Source organism: Delftia sp. HK171 (assembly GCF_001886655.1).
Taxonomy (GTDB): domain Bacteria; phylum Pseudomonadota; class Gammaproteobacteria; order Burkholderiales; family Burkholderiaceae_C; genus Comamonas; species Comamonas acidovorans.
Map to the genome: position 1 here is coordinate 2,725,628 of NZ_CP018101.1, position 21,487 is coordinate 2,747,114.

23 protein-coding genes and 4 tRNA genes are annotated in these 21,487 nt (G+C 65.9%); 8 read left to right on the forward strand and 19 right to left on the reverse strand.

The window, feature by feature from the left end:
- Nucleotides 1-46 precede the first annotated feature (46 nt).
- The 19 genes from BO996_RS12330 to BO996_RS12415 form a co-directional block, all read right to left on the reverse strand.
- Complete coding sequence (locus BO996_RS12330; RefSeq protein ID WP_071954876.1) at nt 47-541, reverse strand: hypothetical protein; 495 nt, start codon at nt 539-541, stop codon at nt 47-49.
- Entirely contained in the window at nt 541-945 is a 405-nt protein-coding gene (locus tag BO996_RS12335) for a hypothetical protein (RefSeq protein ID WP_071954877.1), read from the reverse strand. The genes BO996_RS12330 and BO996_RS12335 overlap by 1 nt, the downstream gene beginning before the upstream one ends.
- Before the next feature lie 304 nt (nt 946-1,249).
- Nucleotides 1,250-1,699 (reverse strand): hypothetical protein, encoded by a 450-nt coding sequence (locus BO996_RS29405; protein WP_198041282.1) that lies wholly within the window; start codon nt 1,697-1,699, stop codon nt 1,250-1,252.
- 2 nt (nt 1,700-1,701) lie between these two features.
- Nucleotides 1,702-2,382 (reverse strand): hypothetical protein, encoded by a 681-nt coding sequence (locus tag BO996_RS28750; RefSeq protein ID WP_083571146.1) that lies wholly within the window; start codon nt 2,380-2,382, stop codon nt 1,702-1,704.
- The gene (locus BO996_RS12345; protein ID WP_071954878.1) at nt 2,379-2,918 is read right to left on the reverse strand and encodes a hypothetical protein; all 540 of its coding nucleotides are present in this window, start codon (nt 2,916-2,918) and stop codon (nt 2,379-2,381) included. Before BO996_RS12345 ends, BO996_RS28750 begins: the two co-directional genes overlap by 4 nt.
- A complete protein-coding gene (locus tag BO996_RS12350) occupies nt 2,915-6,031 on the reverse strand; it encodes a DUF4815 domain-containing protein (protein ID WP_071954879.1) in 3,117 nt (1,038 codons plus the stop codon). Before BO996_RS12350 ends, BO996_RS12345 begins: the two co-directional genes overlap by 4 nt.
- Nucleotides 6,032-6,041: 10 nt before the next feature.
- Entirely contained in the window at nt 6,042-6,527 is a 486-nt protein-coding gene (locus tag BO996_RS12355; protein WP_012204516.1) for a hypothetical protein, read from the reverse strand.
- 2 nt (nt 6,528-6,529) lie between these two features.
- Nucleotides 6,530-7,510, reverse strand: a complete 981-nt coding sequence (locus BO996_RS12360) for a phage tail protein (protein WP_071954880.1) — start codon at nt 7,508-7,510, stop codon at nt 6,530-6,532.
- Nucleotides 7,507-8,352 carry a baseplate assembly protein gene (locus BO996_RS12365; RefSeq protein WP_232240524.1) on the reverse strand — a complete coding sequence of 282 codons (846 nt, stop codon included), beginning with the start codon at nt 8,350-8,352 and terminating at the stop codon, nt 7,507-7,509. The genes BO996_RS12360 and BO996_RS12365 overlap by 4 nt, the downstream gene beginning before the upstream one ends.
- Before the next feature lie 8 nt (nt 8,353-8,360).
- Nucleotides 8,361-8,711: a GPW/gp25 family protein gene (locus BO996_RS12370; protein WP_071954882.1), complete on the reverse strand. Its 351-nt coding sequence runs from the start codon at nt 8,709-8,711 to the stop codon at nt 8,361-8,363.
- Nucleotides 8,708-9,304, reverse strand: a complete 597-nt coding sequence (locus tag BO996_RS12375) for a phage baseplate assembly protein V (protein WP_202396721.1) — start codon at nt 9,302-9,304, stop codon at nt 8,708-8,710. The genes BO996_RS12370 and BO996_RS12375 overlap by 4 nt, the downstream gene beginning before the upstream one ends.
- A 107-nt stretch (nt 9,305-9,411) precedes the next feature.
- On the reverse strand, nt 9,412-9,921 hold the full coding sequence (locus tag BO996_RS12380) for a phage tail protein (protein WP_071954883.1): 510 nt from the start codon (nt 9,919-9,921) through the stop codon (nt 9,412-9,414).
- Nucleotides 9,922-10,062: 141 nt separating this feature from the next.
- Entirely contained in the window at nt 10,063-10,596 is a 534-nt protein-coding gene (locus tag BO996_RS29680; protein WP_071954884.1) for a hypothetical protein, read from the reverse strand.
- Complete coding sequence (locus tag BO996_RS29415; protein WP_071954885.1) at nt 10,593-11,960, reverse strand: hypothetical protein; 1,368 nt, start codon at nt 11,958-11,960, stop codon at nt 10,593-10,595. The genes BO996_RS29680 and BO996_RS29415 overlap by 4 nt, the downstream gene beginning before the upstream one ends.
- A 12-nt stretch (nt 11,961-11,972) precedes the next feature.
- On the reverse strand, nt 11,973-12,581 hold the full coding sequence (locus BO996_RS12395) for a DUF2514 family protein (RefSeq protein WP_232240525.1): 609 nt from the start codon (nt 12,579-12,581) through the stop codon (nt 11,973-11,975).
- Nucleotides 12,581-13,162: a glycoside hydrolase family protein gene (locus BO996_RS12400; RefSeq protein ID WP_071954886.1), complete on the reverse strand. Its 582-nt coding sequence runs from the start codon at nt 13,160-13,162 to the stop codon at nt 12,581-12,583. Before BO996_RS12400 ends, BO996_RS12395 begins: the two co-directional genes overlap by 1 nt.
- Complete coding sequence (locus BO996_RS12405) at nt 13,159-13,425, reverse strand: hypothetical protein (RefSeq protein ID WP_043824234.1); 267 nt, start codon at nt 13,423-13,425, stop codon at nt 13,159-13,161. Before BO996_RS12405 ends, BO996_RS12400 begins: the two co-directional genes overlap by 4 nt.
- A 1-nt stretch (nt 13,426) precedes the next feature.
- Nucleotides 13,427-13,630: a tail protein X gene (locus BO996_RS12410; RefSeq protein ID WP_012204525.1), complete on the reverse strand. Its 204-nt coding sequence runs from the start codon at nt 13,628-13,630 to the stop codon at nt 13,427-13,429.
- 385 nt (nt 13,631-14,015) lie between these two features.
- On the reverse strand, nt 14,016-14,234 hold the full coding sequence (locus tag BO996_RS12415; RefSeq protein WP_071954887.1) for a hypothetical protein: 219 nt from the start codon (nt 14,232-14,234) through the stop codon (nt 14,016-14,018).
- A 571-nt stretch (nt 14,235-14,805) separates the two neighbouring features.
- On the opposite strand from BO996_RS12415, the gene tig reads away from it, so the two are divergent.
- The 8 genes from tig (at nt 14,806) to BO996_RS12455 (ending at nt 21,340) form a co-directional block, all read left to right on the forward strand.
- Complete coding sequence (gene tig / locus BO996_RS12420) at nt 14,806-16,116, forward strand: trigger factor (RefSeq protein WP_012204528.1); 1,311 nt, start codon at nt 14,806-14,808, stop codon at nt 16,114-16,116.
- Nucleotides 16,117-16,251: 135 nt separating this feature from the next.
- Entirely contained in the window at nt 16,252-16,860 is a 609-nt protein-coding gene (gene clpP, locus BO996_RS12425; protein WP_071954888.1) for an ATP-dependent Clp endopeptidase proteolytic subunit ClpP, read from the forward strand.
- 107 nt (nt 16,861-16,967) lie between these two features.
- Nucleotides 16,968-18,230 (forward strand): ATP-dependent Clp protease ATP-binding subunit ClpX, encoded by a 1,263-nt coding sequence (gene clpX, locus BO996_RS12430; RefSeq protein ID WP_012204530.1) that lies wholly within the window; start codon nt 16,968-16,970, stop codon nt 18,228-18,230.
- Nucleotides 18,231-18,350: 120 nt separating this feature from the next.
- Nucleotides 18,351-20,765 (forward strand): endopeptidase La, encoded by a 2,415-nt coding sequence (lon, locus tag BO996_RS12435; RefSeq protein ID WP_071954889.1) that lies wholly within the window; start codon nt 18,351-18,353, stop codon nt 20,763-20,765.
- Between the two features lie 103 nt (nt 20,766-20,868).
- Nucleotides 20,869-20,944: transfer RNA gene (locus BO996_RS12440), tRNA-Gly, on the forward strand.
- Between the two features lie 67 nt (nt 20,945-21,011).
- Nucleotides 21,012-21,087 (forward strand) — tRNA-Gly (locus tag BO996_RS12445).
- Between the two features lie 59 nt (nt 21,088-21,146).
- Nucleotides 21,147-21,222 (forward strand) — tRNA-Gly (locus BO996_RS12450).
- A gap of 44 nt (nt 21,223-21,266) precedes the next feature.
- Nucleotides 21,267-21,340: transfer RNA gene (locus tag BO996_RS12455), tRNA-Cys, on the forward strand.
- Nucleotides 21,341-21,487 lie beyond the last annotated feature (147 nt).

Sequence of the window (21,487 nt, forward strand, 5' to 3'; positions counted from 1 at the left end):
GGTTGGGGGGTGGTTGGGCCGTGGGGCTGTCGTCAAAAAGGGGTGGTCACGGCTGTTCGTGGGCTTGTACGGGGCCGTCCAGGATTTCCTGGGCACGCCCCGCGGCGATGAGTCCGAAGGCCTCGAACTGGCGCAGGCTGTCGGCCAGTTCGGGGTCGTCAAGATCGAGTTGCCGCGCCTGCTCGATGTCCTTGAGCAGCGAGCGCAGCGTGGCCGCGTTGAGCCGGTCGGCCTCGCCCGCCTCGGCGCGGTCCACCACGGCCCACTCCAGCGCCGTGCGCTCGACCACGGTGAAGCGGCGGCGAAGGGCGTGGGGGGTGATGTGGCGTAAGGCGGGTTCGCTGGCTGCAGCGGGTGCAGCCAGGCTTTCAGGCAGGGCCTGCGCAACGTCCTCCCAGTGCGTGCCGGTCCAGCGGCGGCCGAGCACCGAGGTGTCGTAGCGGGGCAGGGGGAGCAGGTCGGGAGCGTTGAGCTCGGCGTGCGTTTCGGTGATGGCGAAGGCCACGCCGGCGGGGGTGAGCTGGGCGTAGTGGTGGGGCATTACTTGAACTCCACCACCTGGATGTCCATGAGAGGCCCGGAAATTGCGTTGTAGCTTCCTTCGTAGTAAGCATAGGAGCTACAGCGCAGCTGCGTCGGGGTGAGTATTTCGCAATCCAGGAAAATGGTGTCGAACCGAGAACCGGAGTAGATGCGGCGGATCAGCACGATTGACTTCAGGGGATTGATCGCACTAATCGTTACATCGCTGTGGTAGATGCGGCTTGTGTTGTCCGCAATTGGCTGAACTCTCAATCGCTGTACGCTTTTGATCGCACTGTTGCCGCTTACCTGTGTGTTCAGCCCTGCAATCTCATTGCGCGCAGCCGCCACAGCACTGCCCAGCGCAGCAATCTCCGCCCGCGTTTTCACCAGATCGGCACTGATGACGGCATCCAGGCTCATGCAGGCACCTTTGCGCAAGCTGCGGCGTTGGCGGGATCGACAGTGATGGTTTGTTTCATGCTGAAGTTCATGCAGCCAAGGCGGCCTGGTTGTCCTGGCCGGGTTGGCGCCTGCAGCCTGCAAGGCCGCTGGCGTTGCGCCCGGGTTGCATTGATGTTCTCGCGGCAGGGGCATGGGCGCCAGCGACCTTGGCTGTGCGGGAGGGCTGCACAGAGGCTTGCTTTTGCACCGGTTCGGGGTGCAGATCAGAAACGGAAAAGCCCCGGCCGCCCAATAGGTGCCGGGGCTTTTGCAGGTGGAGATGTCAGGGGCGTTCGCCGGGCTGGACGGGTGCCCCGAGGATCTCGCTTGCGCGGCCTGGTGCGATCAGTTGCAGGTCCTCGATAAGCCGCACGCCGGCGGCTACGTCCGCATCGTCCAGGTCGATGAAGCCGGCCTGCTCCTGGTCCTTCAGGCAGGCGCGCAGCATGGCGGCATCCTTGCGCTGTTTCTCGCTGGTGTCGGCACGGTCCACGGCAGCCCATTCGATGGCCGAGCGTTCGGTCAGGGTGAATCGGCGGCGCAGTGCCAGGGGGGTGATGTGGCGTGTGGCAGAAGTGGACACCGTCGTGGGCGGGGGGGTGAACAGGCCCGTGTTGGCGTCATGCAGCCAGCCTGGAGAGGCGTCGCCACACGGGATCCAATCCGGTAGATCAGTCTCGGAAAGCACGATGTTGTCTACCACCGCTTCGATGACTTTTGCATAGCGTTCCATGGTCAATACTCCTCGATGCGAATGTAGCCACCAGCACCAGGGGTCGCCGCGCGGGTAGGGTAGCTTCCGCCTCCTCCTGCGCCGTATCCCGTGGGATACGTAGCATCGACGGTGTTGTTGCCGCAGACGCCCCCAACTCCCATGCTGGAAGAGCCCCCAGCCTGTGCTCCCACATTGCCGGGTGTTATGCCATGGCCTCGCCGCGTCGATTGCGTTGTCGGATAGGCCGGAACGTCGAAATCACCGGTCTGGCCTGGAGGCCCCCCGTCCACTGAGAGCAGCCCGAGTCTTGTATTGCCTCCGCGGCCCGAGCTGCCTGCGCCAACTTCGTAGGTCGCACTTCCTGTGAGAGTGATTCGCCGATAGAGTTCGTCGCCAGCACCTCCACCCGTTCCGATGCGCATTCTTGTGTTGGAGTACGAGTAGCCAACAGCTCCGGCACCCCCGGCACCTATCAACCAGACATATTGGTAGCTGCTCTCGGGCAGAAACGTATGCGTGCCGGCGCCCCAGGTGTAGATGGTTACCCTGAGCGGCTTGCGCGCAGCGGCCGTCCCCAAACCGGCCAACGTACTCTCGATCTGCGCCAGCTTCGTCGTCAGCGCAGTCGTCTGCGACTGCACCGTGTTGACCTGACCCTGCAGCGCCTTGACGCCTGCATTCGTGATGGGATCGAAACTCATCCCTGTACCTCCGTAGCATTGACCCCCGACACTCGCCCCGTGGCGGTGTCGTAGGCATAGGTTTCCGTGCGCACGCGCCCGCGGTAGCTGGTCTGCTGCTGGGAGACGCGGCCGGCGCCGTCGTAGCTGACGGCGGTGGTGGCGCTGAAGCCGTTGACGCTGCGCGTGATGCTGCTGATGCGGCCCTGGGCGTCGTAGCCGAAGCTTTCGCTGGTGGCGCCGTTGGCCGGGCCCAGCGCAAGGTGCTCTGGGTTGAGCTTGACGTTGACGCCGGCCACGCCGTTGACGCTGGCCACCTTGCCGGTGCTCAGCGACTGGACGGCGGTCTCCAGTTGCTCAATGCGCTGGGCCACGACGTCCATGGCGTCCTGCACGCCCTGGGAACTGGCCTTGGTGTCGATGAGCTGGCGCGCTGCGGTCAGCGCCTGGTCCACGTCCTGCACGGCCTGGCGCAGGCGCAGCACGTCGTCTTCCAGGCGGTTGTCAGGGTGGGGCAGGGGCCAGCCCTGCGCTGTCTTGTCGTCGTGCAATGTCATATCACGATGGCTCGCAAGTTGGTGACCTGGGGACGGGCGCCGTGGCTGCCCGTGAGGACCAGGCGGACACGCAGGCGCTCGGCACTGATGCCGGTGAGGCGGTAGCTCAACTCCAGCACGCCTGCGGTCTGGGGGCTGGTGCTCAGGTAGGGCACGTTGGTCCAGGCGCTGCTGCCTTCGGCCTGCATCTGCACGGCCAGGGCGCTGCCGGCCGGCAGCACGGCCTCGGCCACCACGTTGAGCGTGACGTAGCTGCCGGCGTTGATGGCGGGGCTGATGTAGTCGCCCGTGGCCTGCAGGCTGCCGGCCACCAGCTGCATGCCCGGCAGCAGGTGGGCTGCGTGGTTGGTGTTGCCAGAGAGCTTGGCGCGCACGGCCACGTTGCCGCTGTAGCGGCTGGCCAATTGCACGGGCTGGCCTGCGGCGGCCTCGAGCGTGGTGCCGTCCTCCAACTGCATGGCGAAGACCAGTTGCGCGTCGGCCGCGGGCAGCATGGCGCCGGCCTGGACCATGAGGTCGGTGGCGTCCTGCACGGCGATGCTGCCCAGCTCGATGGTGCGCGTGTTGGCCGTGTGTTCGGTCGCCAGCAGCTCGAATGCCATGTCGCGTGTCTGGTGCGGTGTCCAGGTGCTGGCGTTGCTGCTGGACAGCAGCACGCCCACGCTGTAGGGCTGGCTGGTGACCCACTGGGCACGTGCGGCGTCCCAGCCGCCCAGCTCGGCCACAGCCAGGGCCGTGGTGTTGTCGTTGGTCAGCACGACGATGGCGTATTCCACGCCCGACTCCAGCAGCACCGGCGCCCATTGCGCCTGCGTGGGTTTGGCCGCGGCGATGTCGGCGCTGATCTGGGCCGGCTTGAGCACGCATTCGGCCAGGATGCTGCGCGAAGGCACGCCGCTGGTGACTTCACGCAGTTGCACCTGCACATCCTTGTCGCCCGCCGCAGCGAACCACAGGCGCGTGCCGCAGATCTCGCGCGTGGTGCCCAGGGTGAAGGTCTGCGCCAGCGGGTCGTAGAGCTGGACTGTGATCTTGGCCACGCTGCGCTCGAGCAACTGGCCCTGGCCTGTGAAGACGGCTTCGGCATGGCTGCCGGCGCGTCCCGTGAAGTGCACGCTCTTGGTGCCCGAGGGCACGCCCGCCGGGATCTTGAACGTGCCTTTGAGTCCCTGCGCCGTGGCCACGAGCGTGCCGCCCGTCAGGGGCTGGGGCGTGACGGGAATGCCGTCGAAGATCAGCTCGGTGAGGGTTTCGCCCACCGGGAAATCCAGCCAGAACTGCACATCGATCTGGCGCAGCTTCTCCAGTGCCCTGGTGGATTCGGACAGCAGCTTTTCGGTTTCCGAAGGACGCGCCTGGCTGGGCGTCAGGCGCAGGATGATGGGGTTGGCCCATTGGGTCTGCACATCGGTCCAGTAGTCCACGGCCGGCGTCAGGGTGGCTGCGCTGGGCAGCACATCGAAGGCGCCATAGGGATTGACCAGCATGGAGCCGGTCCGGCCCAACTGGTCGAGCACGACCACAGGCTGGTAGGGCGTGGTCTGGGGAGCGGTGATGTCGGTGCCGATCTGGTGCAGCTTGGCGTTCATGGGCAGCTGCAGCTGTCCGCCCAGGATATGGGCGCTCTGGCTGCGCCCCGCATCGCGCAGGCCGTTGTCCAGCATCGGATCCGCAAACAACCCCTTCTTGACCCCGCTGTGCCGCCCCGACACGTCCACCGACAGCCGCAGCTCGGCCAGGTCGGCGTAGATGGTCTGGATGTGGTCCTGGTAGGCCTTGAGGGTCTGCATGGGCACGACGCGCACGGCGTCCTGGTCCACGCGGCGGTTGCTGTCCCAGCTTTGGTAGACCGAGGCCAGGGCCAGGGTGCCGCTGGGTGCTGCCGGCACCTTGGGCGACCAGGCGGCGGGCACGCCGGGCACCCATTGCAGTTGGCCTTCGCTGTTGAGCACCAGGCGGTCGTAGCGGCGCAGCGCGTAGTGGTAGCTGACCAGCACCAGGGTGTCCTTGAGCGCGCCTTCCACGGTGAAGCCCGTGGAGTCCACAGCTGTGGGCGTGGCGTTGAGCATGTATTGGTAGGTGACCTGGTAGGTGCTGCCGGGCACGGGCTCGGCGCCCGAGGGGCTCCAGTCGATCTGGCCGCCGACCAGCTTCCAGTCCGTGCCCTGCACGTAGGTGGTGCCGGCCTGGACCACGCTGTCCACGGCCAGCACGGCGTTGTCGGGCAGCGGGTCGGCCGCGCCCGTGAAGCCGCCATGCGTGAGCGTGACGGTCTTGCGCGCCTGCACGCGCACCTGGGGCGTGCCGACAGCGGGCTGGCGGTCGAAGCGGATGCGCTGGGCGGCCGTGCCGGCCGAGGTGTGGGGCTCGCTGTCCACGAAGAACAGGTCGGGCTTGGCCTCGTAGACCAGGCGGCGGCTGGCACCCAGTTCCAGCGGATGGCCGTTGACGCGGGCGGCGCCCTCGCGCACGGTGTAGACCTGCTGGCCGGTGGCCAGGTCCTCGCCCATGATCACGTCCAGGCCGCGCACCACGTAGGTGCCGCCCGCGCTGTCGCGGTCATAGCGGGCCAGGGCCTGGGTGACGGCGTCGATGTTGGGCGGCGGCTCCTTGGGCATGACGGAGCCGTCGATGATGGTCCACACGGGATAGAACGTGCCGGCCGTGCCGTCGCCCTGCGCACCCCAGACCAGGGTGACGCGCTCGCGCAGCGCACCGGGCTCGCCATAGCCGCGCGTGCCGGCGGCGGGGTTCAGCAGTTCGGGGTCCTGCAGCTCGGTGACGGTATCGGTCTGCAGGTAGGCGCCCACGTAGACCGTGCCCACGGTGGCCACGGTGAGCGTGCCCGGCGTGATGCCGCGCACGGCGCCGGCCACGTAGAGCGCGCCGGCCTCGATGGTGGTGGCACCCGTGTCGGCGGAGGTGATGCACTGGCAGCCGCGGACGATGTCGCCCTCCTTGAACAGCACATCGGTGATGCCGCGCAGGCGGTGCTGCTGCATGCTCTGCAGCTCGTTGAGTTCGGCCGATTGCAGCACGCGGTCGGCCGCGAACTGCAGCCTGTCGTAGCGCTTGCCGGCGTCGAAGCGGTCGTAGATCTTGGTCTGGCTCATGGGGTGCCGTTCAGAAGGGGAGGATGATTTCTTCGACCTGGCGCACGCTGCCGCTGCGCAGGATCCGGGGGCGGCGCTCCAGCGTGTACAGCTCGCCCTTGCCGGTCAGCTGGCTGGCCAGCACCCAGCGCTGGCCGGGCGGCACGTCGGTGGCGACCTGGGTGCCGAAGAACACGCCCATCTCGCGCACGTCCTCGCCCTTGGCATCGTCGAAGCCGAAGGCCGCGCGCAGGTAGACGAAGGTGGTGGGTGTGTCGCTGACGCTGTAGCGCGCGCCGCTGGGCAGCTCGATCTCGCCGTTGTCGTCGGGCCGCGCAAAGCGCACCTCGGTGACCAGGCGGCGGCCGATTTCGTCGACCAGGGCGTTGGCGGTGATGGGTTCGGGCTCGGGCGCGGCGTCCCAGGCGGGCAGGCCGCGGCCCCAGGCGATGTGGATGGTCTGGGCGGCGACGGCCTTGGCGAGGGCGATGCGGCCCGCTTGCTGCAGAACTGCCATGTTCAGGGTTCCTCGGGTTCTTCGGTGGTGGTGGTGCGGGTTTCGAAGGATCGGCGCCAGGGCGTGCTGTCCCAGCGTCCGGTCCAGGTACGGGTGTTGTCGTGCGGGCGCTCGGTGCTGGCCCAGGGGTGCAGGCTGGCCAGGGCCAGCGGAGCGGGCGCCGTCCAGGCGCTGTGGGTGGCCATGGCCTGCGCGGGAATGGGCCGCAGCGGCGCGTAGTAGGCGGGCTCGCCCGTGGTGGTGGCGTTGACTTCGGTGATGCCCAGGCTGGCGTCGATCAGGATCTCGCTGTCCAGCGTCCAGGCATCGAGCAGCATGCGGTCGGCATAGGTGGCGATGGTGGTGACGCGGAACAGCTGGGCCGTGAGCACGCCGTCCGAAGGCGGTGCCTCGGTGCCGGTGCGGCGGGGCAGGCCCTGGCTGAGCTTGACGGGTTCGCCATACGGCGACACATCGATCCAGGTGCCGCTGTCGTTGTCCAGCATGCCGGCGTCCAGGCCCGGGCCGTGGTCCAGCCGCAGCGGGCGCAGGTCGTGGCCGTGGAAGACGCGGTAAAAGCGCACGTGCGCCGGCAGGCTGGCGCGCACCACATGGGCCACGCTGGCCAGCTCTGCGTCGCCGATGATGCGTCCCAGGTCCAGGTGCAGCCAGGCACCATCCTCGTCGAGCTGCGCGCCGTCATAGCCCAGCCAGCCCAGCGCACGCTGCATGGACGCGGCCGTGCCGCGCTCGCGCAGCCAGGGCAGGCCGTTGGCGATGAGGGCGGGCACATCGTCGAAGTAGCGGTCGAACTGGGCAATGCCCCATTCGGCCGCCAGCCAGGGCAGAAAGGCCGCAGGCTCGCCATGGGCTGGCGCGGGAAAGGCGCCGGCCAGGCCATCCCAATTCGGGACGACCTGGTCCACGGCCTTCTCCAGCGCCGTGGCGTTGGGCGGCAGCACATGGCGGCGGGGCGCCGTCGGGGCGATGGCGGCGGTGCTCATGCCTGCAGGCCCTCGTCCACCAGCTGGACGCGGCCCAGCACCGGGTATTCGTCGGCGGCCAGCGGCGTGAGCTCGGCCGGGGCCTGGGCGTCGGGGTAGGTGACGCGGGCAATGCCGTCCACATGCAGGCGCGTGGTGATCCACGAGCGCGGCACATCGCGGCCCAGCAGCGCGTAGGCCGCGATCTGGGCGGCCAGGCCGGCCTGCAGGCGCGCCACGATGTCCACGGGCGCACCGGGCTCGCGCAGCAGGTGCGCCGTGATGTCGATGGGGTGCGGGCGCGCCAGCGATACCGACACGGGTACGCCCAGCGGCCGCGCGCCTGGCGCATTGAGGGCCGACAGCACGATGGCCAGCGTCTCTTCGGCCAGGGCGGGCTCGACCAGCCACAGCTGCACGCTCACGCGGCCGGGCTGGGGCTGGGTGGCGATGGCGCTGTGCACATTGGGGCTGGCCGTCATGGCCAGGTGCTCGTAGTGCTCGGCCGTGCCGCTGCCGGCCAGCGCGCGCACGCGCAGCAGGATGCGCTGGCGGTAGCGTTCGTCGCTTTCGCCGGGCAGTCGGGCCACGTCATAGAAGGCGCCCTTGTGATCCAGGTCCGAGCCCTGGGCGAACGCAATCAGGTGCGCACGCGCGGCATCGTTGACGCGCGCCCGGTACAGCAGCTCGCGATAGGCGTGCGCCTCCAGCAGCTTGTTGAGCGGCTCGCTCTCCAGCGCCAGGACCTCGGCGGCCTCCGGGTGGCGCGCCAGCAGATCGGCGCGGTGGGCGTCGAGGATGCGCTCGAAATCCAGCGTCTCGACGACGCCGGGCGGCGGCAGGGCGTCCAGTGCAGGGGTCATGTCTTGCTTCATGAAAGGGTGCGGGCAATGGGCATCTGCAGGCTCAGCGGTGCCGGGCGGCGCGTGTTGTTGAAGGTGCCGATCAGCGTCAGGTCGGCGCGCCCGGGTATGGCCGGATCGCGCTCGATCACGATGCGTGTCAGGCGGATGCGGGGCTCCCAGCGCATCAGCGCGCTGGCCACGGCGGCGCGCAGGCGTGCCTGGGTGGCGTTGTTGTCGGGCTGGTCCAGCAGCGCCGGGACCAGCGACCCATAGTCGCGGCGCATCACGCGCGAGCCGATGGGCGTGGACAGGATGTCGGCCACGCTCTGGCGCAGATGCTCCATGCCCTCGATGCGGAGGCCTGTATGGCGGTTCATAGCGGTCCCTGCGTGATGGCGTCGCCCGCCCTGACGCCACCGTGGCGGTGGCGCAGCAGGCTGATGGGGCCGGTGGTCACATCGGGCGCGCCGGCCAGGCCTTGCGCATTGACGGTGGCCGAACCGCCGCCGGCCTGCAGGCTGATGCCTTGCTCGTCGATGCTGATCACCGAGTTGCCCACCCGCAGCGTGATGCCATGGGCCACGTTGATGTTGAGACGGCCCGTGGTGCTGTCGTGCTCCATGAAATCAGTGGGGCTCCACTGCGTGTGGCATACCCCTTCGCGGTCGCTGGGCTGGGCTGCGGCGCTGCTGTAGATGCCGGTCAGCGCCACGGCGCCCAGCAGGTCGCCGCCGGGCGACAGCAGCACGCACTGCTCGCCCACGGCCGGTGGCCACCAGACGCTGGCGTTCTCGCCTGCGGCGCGCAGGGCCAGCCAGGGAATCCAGTTGGTGGTCAGGTTGCCGGTCTTGACGCGGCAGCGCGCAGGGCGCGCATGGCGGACTGCGGCGATGGTGCCCGTGCGGATCAGCCCCTCCAGGCGGCGGATGATCTCGTACGGGCTCTCGGTTTGTGCGACGGGCGAATCCATGGCGTTCATGGTGCCGGCCGGGCCCTTGCGTGTCGCCGTGTGCCGGGCGTGGCACACGCCGCCACATGCAGCCCGACATGCAGCCCGGCATGGAGCAGGGCCACGCCTCAGCGCGGGTCGTAGTTCCACTCGGCCACCTTCTCGTCGAACAGGAACAGCTCCCACAACTGGCGCTGTGCAATGTCGAGCTGGCCCGGCGGCTCGGGCTTGTAGATCAGGTCGAAGGCGCCGGGGCTGCCCTCGCGCGGGCGCGCCAGCACGGCCTCCACCAGGTCGATCTCGATCGCGAGCTGCTGCGGCTGCGAGGCGGCTGCAGGGTCCGTGGAAGGAGGCGCAATGTCGAAGCGGATCGCCTGCTCGCGCCTTTCGGCATGGTCGAACAGGTCGGGCTGGTGGCGCCGCGCCCAGACCAGCAGCGGCACGGTCACGGCATCGATGCTGCCGGTGAAGTCCGCAATCACCAGGTTCAGCGTGTAGCGGTATTCCCAGGAAAGGGACGGCGTGCCCGTGTTGATCACGCGGCCCCTCTGGATGGTGAAACGGATGTTCCCTGGCGACTGTTGCAGCTGGGGCAGGGCAGCGACGAGCGCGTCGCGCAGGCTAGCGGGCTTGAGCATGGCAAGAGCTCTCCATCAAGGTTGGGGTAGGCGGCATCGGAGCGTTTTGTCGCGATGCCCGTGGGCGAGCCGGGCGCTCGACCACGGCGGCGCGGCTGCTGGCCGGGGAGGCCATTCGCTTTGCCGCCGTGGCTGGTACCGTCAGTGGGGGGCGGGGCCTGAAGCGGCTGGCCAGCCCGCGGTCACATCGATCCCGGATAGCCTGGTCAGATCCGTCCCCGCCGTATCGATGGCGGTTTCGATGCGTTGGCGGTTCCCTGTCAGCAGGCCGTGTGCCTGGCGGTAGGCCTGGTCCTTGGCGCGAATGCGTTGTGCCAGTTCCAGGCGTTCCACTCCGCGTGCGGCGGCTGCAGCAGTGATCCAGGGCGCGGAAGCATCTGGCGTTGCCTGGAGCTCCATGGCCTCCAGGATCTGCACATACCAGCTCTCACGCTCAAACGCGTCGTACGGTGCAGCGATGAGCTGCACGCGCTGTGCGTACTCGGTGGCCAGGGCTTGTCGCAAAGCAGCAGCCATGGCCTGGGCTGTAGGCTTTTCCAGCGGTAGTGGAAGGCCGCCTGCTGCAAGCCAGGCCTGCACTTCCTGGTAGTCCCGGTTTGCCGGATCCAAAGGAATGGCGGCCTGGTCTGATATCCGCCGATATGCCCCATTGGGTAGCAGTTGATAGAGGCTCACAGCTCGGCCGCGAAAAGGATGCGTGGCGTGGCAGTGTTGACGTTGCCGTTGCCGCGCATGAAGCCCATGGTGTTGGCGGGAAATCCTGAGCCGGACACATCACCCTCGATATAGCTGGGCCCACGGCTGTATGCCGTAAAGGTGATGTTTGCCGGCGTGAACAGCGTCGCAACCCCGGAGAACGAGAACGCGAGAGAGCCCGTGGCGGTCACGGTCGGATTGGCCCGCATGAGCGTTGGCGCTGGTGCAAGCCAGGACGCTGCCGTGGCGCTGTTGGCTCGCAGGAAGAACAGTCCGGCCCACGGGTTGATGCCGCGCGATCCGCTGTAGACGAAGAAGAAGCGTGCGCAGCGGTGCAAATTCAGGGGCAGCGGTTCTGGCTCGTACAGGCCTGCCAGCGAGCCTTGGTTGAGCATGGGCTCGGCCACCACTCCGCCCGTGAATTCAAGCTGCAGGTTGTCGCCGACATGGGTGAAGGTGATGGGCGAAGCGCTGTAGAGCCCCTCGCCGATACGCGCTTGTGCCGAGCCTGTCCAGGACAGCGTATAGACCTTGCCGGATACCAGGTCCTCTGTCGGGAGAATCTGCAGCAGGCTGCCTGCGGTGATCTCCACGGATTTGGGTGCTGCGTCCGAGGCGAAAGCCAGTGTGCAGCCGCTGGCACCGGCCTTCCAGCGATCCAGTGTGTATGCGCCAGCTGCGAAGCTGCCAGCTGCCGCGACACGCTGATTCAGTTGGAAGCTTGCGTTGTAGAGCAGGTTTTGGCGTGGCAGCGTCGTGCCGTTGCCGTTGCCGTTGCCGTTGCCGTTGCCGTTGCTGCCACATTGGCATCCGCATTTGGCCGCGCCGTATGCGGCAGCGTAGTTGTGGTCCGTATTGCCCATTGCTGCGGCCAGCGCGACCAGATCGGTTGCGGCTGCCGCACCGATGTTGTTCCGGGCGGTCAGCTTTTGCGCATTGGTCAGCGCCTGTGCTTCGTCGAAACGCACGCGATTCGCAAGGCTGGCCAGCAGCGTCGCAGCCAGATTGGGGTCGGTGCCCAGTGCATCGGATAGCTCCTTGAGGGTGGTCAAGGCGGCTCCGGCACCATCGACCAGTTCGCTCTTCAAGGCCTGCATGGCTGTCTCGATGCTGTCGAAGATCTTGTCTGCAGACCAGGTGACTGTGGTGTCGCCGTTACCGACGCTGTCGTCAATGACAACGCCGCCCGTTGTAACCATGCCATGCAGTTCGGCAATGGCTGCTACAAGATTGTTCTTTGCCGCTGTGGGCAGCAGGCACAGATTGCCCTGCGCGCAGCGCAAAGCCTTTACGTCGGCGCCGATGGCTTGCGCAAGTGCAACGATTCGGGTTTCGATGGTCATGAGAGTTTTCCTTCAGGGGGTAGATGGTTTGGTTGAAAGGCCCGGCAAATGCCTGTCGCCTGCAGGGCCCGATGGATTCCGGGGAACATGGGGAATGCGCGCTTCACTCGTCAGCGCGAGCCCGGCGTCGTAGGCGCGCTCGCAGGCGCTGCCTCGGTGGCGGGCGTCGTCAGCAATGCGCGCCAGCGCTCCCGCTCGCTCGTCAGCGCGGCGCTGCAGCTCGGCGAGCAGATCGAGGGCGCCGGTGTCTGGCGCGCACTGTCCGGCAGCGGCGCGAGCCTGGGCGGCGACACGGTGGGCGGTGATGTAGTCGGCGAGGTCGCCGCGCAGCCGGCCAGCAGCAGCGCGGGCAGCATCGGCATCCGCCGCAGCGCGCGCCAGGGCCAGGTCCGTGTCGCGTGCAAGAAAGTCGAGGCGTTCACGGTAGGCTCTTTCCCGTTGTCGATAGCGTTCGGATGCGTGCAGGGCGGCGGTGGCAGCGGCCTGGCGGTCGGTCGCCAGATCCGTGCGCGCCTGCGCCGCATCGCGCTCGGCACCCAGCCGCGCCAGCGACTGCCAGACCAGCAGTGCCGCCAGCAGCAGGGCCAGCAGCTGCCAGGCATGGGTTTGCAGGCGGTCCATCAAGGCTGGGCCTCCATGCAGGCTGCGTGGCGCGCCTGCTGGCGTGTCCACACGCCGCGGCACACCTTGTTGCCGGGAGCCGAGCAGTCAAAGCGCCAGCGCGTGGGCTGGCCTGCGCCATCCCATCGATAGGCGCTGAAGCCCTGCAAAGGCTGAGTGCTGGTCATGAATCGCCAGGACAGGTAGGACTGGCAGGCGCCGGCGTAGTCGCCAGCCCGTGTCCTGGACAGCATCGAGGAGCCGCGCCAGGCCCCGCAGCCGTACTGGCCTGCGAAGTCCACCGCCTGGGCGAACTCGGCCGGATGCACTCGCGTGTCACCCAGCGAATCGCGCACGCAGGCGCCGTACTGCTGCTCCAGCAGGTTGATGGCCAGTTCGCGCGCCCGTTCGCGGGTGATGGGCGGGTCGGCCAGGGTCACGCGTGTGCCGTCCTCGTAGCGCGTGGCGCCGTGGCCGATGGTGGGCACATCGCCCTGCACGGGAATGATGGGCGCCGCGCTGAAGCCTTCTGCGGCAATCCAGGCAGCAACGATGGCCGCGCCAATGCCCAGTCCTGCCGCTGGCATGCGCGCTGTGCTCATGGGGCCGCTCCGGTGTCTGTGGAGGTCGAAGACGCCTTCCTGCGCGCGGCGTCCTCGGCCTGGCGCGCGCGCCGGTCCTCGCGTTCATTGCGCCAGCGCCACAGCAGATACACGGCCTGCAGCAGCACGTAGACGATGGTCAGCGCGGTGGCGGTATGGGTCATGGTCCAGCCATTGGCCACGTTCGCGGCCACGACGGTGACGGGAGGCGCGGCCTTGGCGCCTTCCAGGGCGGCGGTCTTGACGATGGTTTCTCGGTCCATGTCAATCCCAGAAACTGATCAGGGGCAGGCTGGGCGCCTGGGCGGGTTCGGTCAGCTCGACGGCCAGGCCGGCGGGCAGATGGGGACCGTGGGCCGGCAGGCCCGGGTTGCGCTCCAGCGTGGCTTCCACCACGCCGCGCGTGGCGCCCAGCTGGCGCATGCACAGCTCGTCCAGCGTTTCGTATTCACGGGCAATGGCCAGCATCAGGCGCGCTCCCTGTGTGCAGGGTTGGCGGGCGCGGCGGCACGGGCCGGTGGTGGTATCGCCTGATCCGGCGCGGGAAAGGGAATGGCAAGACTCACTGAAGCTCCTCGTGGGCCGGCCCGCGCGGACCTGTTCCTGGTGCACCCGCCATGCGTGTGGCTGCGGATGCCGGGAACGCCTCAGGCCACCGGATCGCGGTGGCACCGGGCAGGCGGTATGCCGGGTCCGGCGCGCGGGCCGGGTATGAATGCCATGTTTGCCGACGGGAGCAGGCCCGGCAATCGCTGCAGCCTGTGCGCGCTGCGGGCACGCCAGCGGCCATGCCGAATGCAGAAATGACAAGACCCCGCAGGGCGGGGTCTTGTCATGGTGGGGGTGAGAGGGTCTAGCAGCGCTTGCTGCCAACTACCTGGCTGCGATGCAGATGGTCGGACAGGTCACCCGCCGCCGCGCTGAGCTTGCGTGACACGGGCAGCAGCAATGCGGTAATGGCCGAGGCGTGCACGACCGTGCCCCGGGCTGCAGCCAGCAGCTCGCAGATGGCGGCCACTTGCTCGCTGGCGCTTTCCACATCGTCCCTGACCGTCTCAATCTGGTGCTGCATCGCGTCTTCTTTCTACTGTATGCACATACAGTATAGGTCGAATGACCAGATGTTTCAATTTGATGTGACCCTTTTTCATATGCTGATTGGCGATGACTGGCAGGGCCTTTGGTCGGGCTGCGCGCATGTTGGGTTGGCGTGTGCCGGGCGGCCTCGAAAGCCTTTTGCTGGCCCGCACGGATCCCGCGCAGTGAAGGCAAGTGATTGTTTTTGAATGGTTGACGACCCGCCCCCCGCGCACCACGCACCAACGCCGCTCAACTGCGGCGAACACTGCTCAAGCCCGCTTCCTGTAGAGGAGGCGCATTGGCCAGGCGGATTGCGGGATTCCCCTGCAAGAGCGCGCGTCTGGAAGGCAAAACCGCCTCGTTTATAATGTCCGGCTTCGCTTACATCACGGGTTGAGCGAACCATGTGCGGTCCCCAGCGGCCAGGTGCATGTGATGTAAGCCCTTGAAATCTGAGGTGCCGCGCGGCCGACTGGCTTGGCTCGCGTCGCACCGTGACTTTTGCGCAATACGGTGCGGGCTGTACAGCAGCCGGCACGGTCCAATCCCTCATAGGAACAAACATGGCCGTTACTGTTGAAACCCTTGAAAAGCTCGAGCGCAAGATCACGCTGAGCCTGCCCCTGAACTCCATCCAGAGCGAAGTCGAGAACCGCCTGAAGCAGGTGGCGCGCACCGTGAAGATGGACGGCTTCCGTCCCGGCAAGGTGCCGATGAGCGTGGTGGCCCAGCGTTATGGCTACTCGGTGCAGTACGAAGTGCTCAACGACAAGGTTGGCGAGGCTTTTGCACAGGCCGTCAACGAAGCCAAGCTGCGCGTGGCTGGCCAGCCCCGCATCTCCGAAAAGGAAGGCGCTCCCGAGGGCGAGGCCCAGTTCGAAGCCATCTTCGAAGTGATGCCTGAAGTCAAGATCGGTGACCTGACCTCGGCCGAAGTCGAGAAGCTGACCGCCGAAGTGGACGACGCCGCCATCGACAAGACCGTGGACATCCTGCGCAAGCAGCGCCGCACCTTCGCACAGCGCGCCCAGGCCGATGTGGCCGTGGACGGCGACCGCGTGACCGTGGACTTCGAAGGCAAGATCGACGGCGAGACCTTCTCCGGCGGCAAGGCTGAAGACTTCCAGTTCCTGGTTGGCGAAGGCCAGATGCTCAAGGAATTCGAAGACGCAGTGCGCGGCATGAAGGCTGGCGAGTCCAAGACCTTCCCGCTGGCATTCCCCGCCGATTACCACGGCAAGGACGTGGCCGGCAAGACCGCTGACTTCCTGGTGACGGTCAAGAAGATCGAAGCCGCCAATCTGCCCGAAGTGGACGAGGCCTTTGCCAAGGCACTGGGCGTGGCTGAAGGCACGGTCGAAGGCCTGCGCGCCGACATCAAGAAGAACCTGGAGCGTGAAGTCAAGTTCCGTGTCCAAGGCCGCAACAAGCAGGCCGTGATGGACGCCCTGGTGTCCAAGGCCGAGCTGGAACTGCCCAAGGCTTCGGTGCAGGCTGAAGTCGCACGTCTGCTGGAAGGCGCCCGCGCCGAGCTGCAGCAGCGCGGCATCAAGGACGCCGAGAAGGCCGAGATCCCTGAAGACGTGTTCCTGCCCCAAGCCGAGCGCCGCGTGCGCCTGGGCCTGGTGGTGGCCGAGCTGGTGCGCGCCAACGAGCTGCACGCCACGCCCGACCAGATCAAGGCCCACGTGGAAGAGCTGGCCGCCAGCTACGAAAAGCCCGAAGACGTGGCACGCTGGTACTTCGGCGACCGCCAACGCCTGGCTGAAGTCGAAGCCGTTGTCATCGAAAACAACGTGACCGAGTTCGTGCTGGGCAAGGCCAAGGTCTCCGACAAGGCCGTGTCCTTCGACGAACTGATGGGCCAGGCCTGAGGGTTTGAGCACCGCCTGCCTGCCGCTTCGTGAGATCGGCGGGCGGGTTGGCATCTGCGGGGCTTGTGCTTTGGCGCACAAGCCCCATTTTCTTTCCGGATACGGCTAAAGTAGCCCCCTAGTACTGGAGAAAACATGAGCGCATTGGAAACTCAGGGTTTGGGCATGATCCCAATGGTCATCGAACAGTCCGGCCGCGGAGAGCGGTCGTACGACATCTACTCGCGCCTGCTCAAGGACCGGGTGATCTTCCTGGTGGGCCCTGTCAATGACCAGACGGCCAACCTCGTCGTGGCCCAGCTGCTGTTCCTTGAAAGCGAAAACCCCGACAAGGACATTTCGTTCTACATCAACAGCCCCGGCGGCTCCGTGAGCGCCGGCCTGGCCATCTTCGACACGATGAACTTCATCAAGCCCGATGTGTCCACGCTGTGCACCGGCATCGCTGCCAGCATGGGCGCCTTCCTGCTGGCCGCTGGCACCAAGGGCAAGCGCTTTGCGCTGCCCAACTCCCAGGTCATGATCCACCAGCCGCTGGGCGGCATGCAGGGCCAGGCCACCGAGATCGAAATCCACGCACGCGAAATCCTCAAGACCCGCGAGCGCCTGAACAAGATCCTGGCCGAGCGTACGGGCCGGCCGCTGGAAAAGATCCAGCACGACACCGAACGCGACTACTTCCTGTCCGCCGAGGAAGCCAAGGACTACGGCCTGGTCGATCAGGTGATCAACAAGCGCTCCTGAAGTCCGGAGGCTGCATGAGAATGGGCGGCGTTTTCCCCCTACGGAAAACGCCGCTTTCCATTTGGTTATCATCCTTTTCCATATTTCTGTAACAAGGCACCGACCCCATGGCCGAGAAAAAAGGCTCCTCCAGCGAAAAAAACCTTTATTGCACCTTCTGCGGCAAGAGCCAGCATGAGGTCAAGAAGCTGATCGCGGGTCCGTCAGTCTTTATCTGCGACGAGTGCATCGATCTCTGCAACGAGATCATCCGCGACGAGCAGCCCAGCACCGAGGCCAAGGACGGCCGAGGCGACCTGCCCACGCCCGCCGAAATCAAGGCCAACCTCGACAACTACGTGATTGGCCAGGACCTGCCCAAGCGCACGCTGGCCGTTGCCGTCTACAACCACTACAAGCGCCTGCGTCACAAGGACAAGGCCGGCAAGGACGAGATTGAGCTGGCCAAGAGCAACATCCTGCTCATCGGTCCCACGGGCTCCGGCAAGACGCTGCTGGCGCAGACGCTGGCGCGCATGCTCAACGTTCCCTTCGTCATGGCTGATGCCACCACGCTGACCGAGGCCGGCTACGTGGGCGAGGACGTCGAGAACATCATCCAGAAGCTGCTGCAAAGCTGCGAGTACGACGTCGAGCGTGCACAGCGCGGCATCGTCTACATCGACGAGATCGACAAGATCTCGCGCAAGTCCGACAACCCCAGCATCACGCGCGACGTGTCTGGCGAGGGCGTGCAGCAGGCCCTGCTCAAGCTCATCGAAGGCACCATGGCCAGCGTTCCCCCGCAAGGCGGCCGCAAGCATCCGAACCAGGACTTTCTGCAGATCGACACGACCAACATCCTGTTCATCTGCGGCGGCGCGTTCGCGGGCCTGGAGAAGGTCATCGAGAACCGCACCGAGGCGTCCGGCATCGGCTTTGGCGCCACGGTCAAGAGCAAGAAGCAGCGCTCCATCTCGGAAGTGTTCCAGGAGATCGAGCCTGAAGACCTGATCAAGTTCGGCATCATCCCCGAGCTGGTCGGCCGCATGCCCGTGGTCACGGCCCTGGCCGAACTGGGCGAAGACGCCCTGGTGCAGATCCTGACCGAGCCCAAGAACGCCCTGGTCAAGCAGTACAGCAAGCTGCTGGCCATGGAAGGCGTGGAGCTGGAGATCCGGCCTGCCGCGCTCAAGGCCATCGCCCGCAAGGCGCTGGCGCGCAAGACGGGTGCCCGTGGCCTGCGCTCCATCCTGGAGCAATCGCTGATCGGCACCATGTACGAGCTGCCCAATGCCGACAATGTCGAAAAGGTAGTGGTGGACGAGTCCACCATCGAAGACGGAAAGGCGCCGCTGCTGGTTTACCGCGAAGCGGCCAAGAAGGCCTGATGCGCCGCCGCCTGCAAAGGTCCGGCAGCGCAAGTCCCTGCGGCCCGAAATCCTTTCGGGCCGCAGGGTTGAAATACACCGGTGTGCGGACCATCTTCCGCTGACAAACCGAGGATTCCCATGTCAGGACATACCCCTTTGCCTTCCACCCCCCTAGACCTGGCGCTGCTGCCGCTGCGTGACGTGGTCGTGTTCCCCCACATGGTGATCCCGCTGTTCGTGGGGCGCGCCAAGAGCATCAAGGCGCTGGAGCTGGCCATGGAGGGCGACCGCCGCATCATGCTGGTGGCCCAGAAGACCGCCTCCAAGGACGAGCCCACGGCCGCTGACATGTTCGATGTCGGCTGCGTGTCCACCATCCTGCAGATGCTCAAGTTGCCCGACGGCACGGTCAAGGTGCTGGTCGAAGGCCAGCAGCGCGCGCTGGTCAAGCAGGTCATGGACGAAGAGACCCACTTCGTGGGCTCCGTCGTGCCCGTGGCGCCCGAGGCTGAAACACACAAGCCCAGCGAGATCGAGGCCCTGCGCCGCGCCGTGACGCAGCAGTTCGACCAGTACGTCAAGCTCAACAAGAAGATCCCGCCCGAGATCCTCACCTCCATCGCCAGCATCGACGATGCCGGCCGCCTGGCCGACACCATTGCCGCGCACCTGCCGCTCAAGCTTGAGAACAAGCAGGCCGTGCTCGACCTGGTGGACATCAAGGAGCGCCTGGAAAACCTCTTCGAGCAACTGGACCGCGAAGTCGACATCCTCAACGTCGACAAGCGCATCCGCGGCCGCGTCAAGCGCCAGATGGAGAAGAACCAGCGCGACTTCTACCTGAACGAGCAGGTCAAGGCCATCCAGAAGGAACTGGGCGAGGGCGAAGACGGCGCCGACATCGAAGAGATCGAAAAGAAGATCAAGCTGGCCCGCATGCCCGCCGAGGCGCGCAAGAAGGCGGAGGCCGAGCTCAAGAAGCTCAAGCTCATGTCGCCCATGTCGGCCGAAGCCACCGTGGTGCGCAACTACATCGACGTGCTCACGGGCCTGCCCTGGAGCAAGAAAACCAAGATCAAGCACGACCTGGCCAATGCCGAGGACGTGCTCAATGCCGACCACTTCGGCCTCGAAAAGGTCAAGGACCGCATCCTTGAATATCTTGCTGTGCAGCAGCGCGTGGACAAGGTCAAGGCGCCCATCCTGTGCCTGGTCGGACCTCCGGGCGTGGGCAAGACCTCGCTGGGCCAGTCCATCGCCAAGGCCACGGGCCGCAAGTACGTGCGCATGGCGCTGGGCGGCATGCGTGACGAGGCGGAAATCCGCGGCCACCGTCGCACCTACATCGGCGCCATGCCGGGCAAGGTGCTGCAAAGCCTGGACAAGGTCGGCACGCGCAACCCGCTGTTCCTGCTGGACGAAATCGACAAGCTCGGAATGGACTTCCGTGGCGACCCGTCGAGCGCCCTGCTGGAAGTGCTGGACCCCGAGCAGAACCACACCTTCGGCGATCACTACGTCGAGGTGGACTTCGACCTCAGCGACGTGATGTTCGTGGCGACCTCCAACTCCATGAACATCCCGCCCGCGCTGCTGGACCGCATGGAAGTGATCCGCCTGTCGGGTTACACCGAGGACGAAAAGGTCAACATCGCCATCCGCTATCTGCTGCCCAAGCAACTCACCAACAACGGTGTGAAGGACGGCGAAATGCAGGTCGACCAGTCCGCCATCCGCGATATCGTGCGCTACTACACGCGTGAAGCCGGCGTGCGCTCGCTGGAACGCGAGCTCTCCAAGATCTGCCGCAAGGTGGTCAAGGGACTGCAGCTCAAGAAACTGGAGCCCACTGTCGTCGTCAATGCCGACAACCTCACCGACTACCTGGGTGTGCGCAAGTACAGCTACGGCCGTGCCGAGCACAACAACCAGGTCGGCCAGGTCGTGGGCCTGGCATGGACCGAGGTCGGCGGCGACCTGCTGACCATCGAGGCCGCCATCATGCCCGGCAAGGGCGTGATCTCGCGCACCGGCTCGCTGGGCGACGTGATGAAGGAATCCGTGGAAGCCGCCCGCACCGTGGTGCGCAGCCGCTCGCGCATGCTCGGCATCAAGGACGAGGCCTTCGAGAAGAAGGACATCCACGTGCACGTGCCCGATGGCGCCACGCCCAAGGACGGCCCCAGCGCGGGTGCGGCCATGACGACGGCCTTCGTCTCTGCGCTGACCGGTATCCCGGTGCGTGCCGATGTCGCCATGACTGGCGAGATCACGCTGCGCGGTGAGGTCACCGCCATCGGCGGCCTCAAGGAAAAGCTGCTGGCGGCCCTGCGGGGCGGCATCAAGACGGTGCTGATCCCCGAAGAGAACGTCAAGGACCTCCAGGAGATCCCCGACAACGTCAAGAGCGGCCTGGAAATCATCCCCGTCAAGTGGATCGACCAGGTCCTCAAGGTGGCGCTGGAGCGTGTGCCCGAGCCCTTGTCCGAGGAGGAGGCCGCAGCGCCGCCGCCAGCGGAATCCAAGCCTGTGGAGCCAGCCGTCAAGCACTGAAGATGAAAAAATGTAGCGTTTTTCCTGAACCCTCCAAGAACTACGCTACAATTCATCCCATCGCAGCAAACGACGTTGTAGAATGTCAGGCTTCGGTAGAAATGCGGGAATAGCTCAGTTGGTAGAGCGCAACCTTGCCAAGGTTGAGGTCGACGGTTCGAACCCGTTTTCCCGCTCCAGATTTTGAACATGCTTTCGGGTTTGTTCGGTTCTGGTGGCGGTTGGCTGCCAGAATGGATGATTCAAGCGGGAATAGCTCAGTTGGTAGAGCGCAACCTTGCCAAGGTTGAGGTCGACGGTTCGAACCCGTTTTCCCGCTCCAGTTTTGGATGTGCCTAGTGCACAGCCGATTCAGGTGACGGTTGGTTGCTTGAATTTTTTGCGGGAATAGCTCAGTTGGTAGAGCGCAACCTTGCCAAGGTTGAGGTCGACGGTTCGAACCCGTTTTCCCGCTCCAGTTTTAGAAACTGCAGCAATGCTGCATGTTTTGATAGTGATCTTGGCGCGATAGCAAAGCGGTTATGCCCCGGATTGCAAATCCGGTTAGACCAGTTCGACTCTGGTTCGCGCCTCCAAAAAATTTAAAGAAAATCAAATACTTATAAGGCCCCTCGGGGCCTTTTTTCATTTCCGGCCCACCTCAATATGGGCTCAATCGACCTCAAACCGCGCCGAAACTGCGGTCGAACCACACCTAATCTTCTGAGTTTGTCGATGAGGTG

What these genes read in the sequence shown, in the direction of transcription:
- BO996_RS12330 (WP_071954876.1), bottom strand. Translation starts at nt 541, where the DNA reads ATGCCCCACCACTACGCCCAGCTCACCCCCGCCGGCGTGGCCTTCGCC.
- BO996_RS12335 (WP_071954877.1), bottom strand. Translation starts at nt 945, where the DNA reads ATGAGCCTGGATGCCGTCATCAGTGCCGATCTGGTGAAAACGCGGGCG.
- BO996_RS29405 (WP_198041282.1), bottom strand. Translation starts at nt 1,699, where the DNA reads ATGGAACGCTATGCAAAAGTCATCGAAGCGGTGGTAGACAACATCGTG.
- BO996_RS28750 (WP_083571146.1), bottom strand. Translation starts at nt 2,382, where the DNA reads ATGAGTTTCGATCCCATCACGAATGCAGGCGTCAAGGCGCTGCAGGGT.
- BO996_RS12345 (WP_071954878.1), bottom strand. Translation starts at nt 2,918, where the DNA reads ATGACATTGCACGACGACAAGACAGCGCAGGGCTGGCCCCTGCCCCAC.
- BO996_RS12350 (WP_071954879.1), bottom strand. Translation starts at nt 6,031, where the DNA reads ATGAGCCAGACCAAGATCTACGACCGCTTCGACGCCGGCAAGCGCTAC.
- BO996_RS12355 (WP_012204516.1), bottom strand. Translation starts at nt 6,527, where the DNA reads ATGGCAGTTCTGCAGCAAGCGGGCCGCATCGCCCTCGCCAAGGCCGTC.
- BO996_RS12360 (WP_071954880.1), bottom strand. Translation starts at nt 7,510, where the DNA reads ATGAGCACCGCCGCCATCGCCCCGACGGCGCCCCGCCGCCATGTGCTG.
- BO996_RS12365 (WP_232240524.1), bottom strand. Translation starts at nt 8,352, where the DNA reads ATGACCCCTGCACTGGACGCCCTGCCGCCGCCCGGCGTCGTCGAGACG.
- BO996_RS12370 (WP_071954882.1), bottom strand. Translation starts at nt 8,711, where the DNA reads ATGAACCGCCATACAGGCCTCCGCATCGAGGGCATGGAGCATCTGCGC.
- BO996_RS12375 (WP_202396721.1), bottom strand. Translation starts at nt 9,304, where the DNA reads ATGGATTCGCCCGTCGCACAAACCGAGAGCCCGTACGAGATCATCCGC.
- BO996_RS12380 (WP_071954883.1), bottom strand. Translation starts at nt 9,921, where the DNA reads ATGCTCAAGCCCGCTAGCCTGCGCGACGCGCTCGTCGCTGCCCTGCCC.
- BO996_RS29415 (WP_071954885.1), bottom strand. Translation starts at nt 11,960, where the DNA reads ATGACCATCGAAACCCGAATCGTTGCACTTGCGCAAGCCATCGGCGCC.
- BO996_RS12395 (WP_232240525.1), bottom strand. Translation starts at nt 12,581, where the DNA reads ATGGACCGCCTGCAAACCCATGCCTGGCAGCTGCTGGCCCTGCTGCTG.
- BO996_RS12400 (WP_071954886.1), bottom strand. Translation starts at nt 13,162, where the DNA reads ATGAGCACAGCGCGCATGCCAGCGGCAGGACTGGGCATTGGCGCGGCC.
- BO996_RS12405 (WP_043824234.1), bottom strand. Translation starts at nt 13,425, where the DNA reads ATGGACCGAGAAACCATCGTCAAGACCGCCGCCCTGGAAGGCGCCAAG.
- BO996_RS12410 (WP_012204525.1), bottom strand. Translation starts at nt 13,630, where the DNA reads ATGCTGGCCATTGCCCGTGAATACGAAACGCTGGACGAGCTGTGCATG.
- BO996_RS12415 (WP_071954887.1), bottom strand. Translation starts at nt 14,234, where the DNA reads ATGCAGCACCAGATTGAGACGGTCAGGGACGATGTGGAAAGCGCCAGC.
- tig (WP_012204528.1), top strand. Translation starts at nt 14,806, where the DNA reads ATGGCCGTTACTGTTGAAACCCTTGAAAAGCTCGAGCGCAAGATCACG.
- clpP (WP_071954888.1), top strand. Translation starts at nt 16,252, where the DNA reads ATGAGCGCATTGGAAACTCAGGGTTTGGGCATGATCCCAATGGTCATC.
- clpX (WP_012204530.1), top strand. Translation starts at nt 16,968, where the DNA reads ATGGCCGAGAAAAAAGGCTCCTCCAGCGAAAAAAACCTTTATTGCACC.
- lon (WP_071954889.1), top strand. Translation starts at nt 18,351, where the DNA reads ATGTCAGGACATACCCCTTTGCCTTCCACCCCCCTAGACCTGGCGCTG.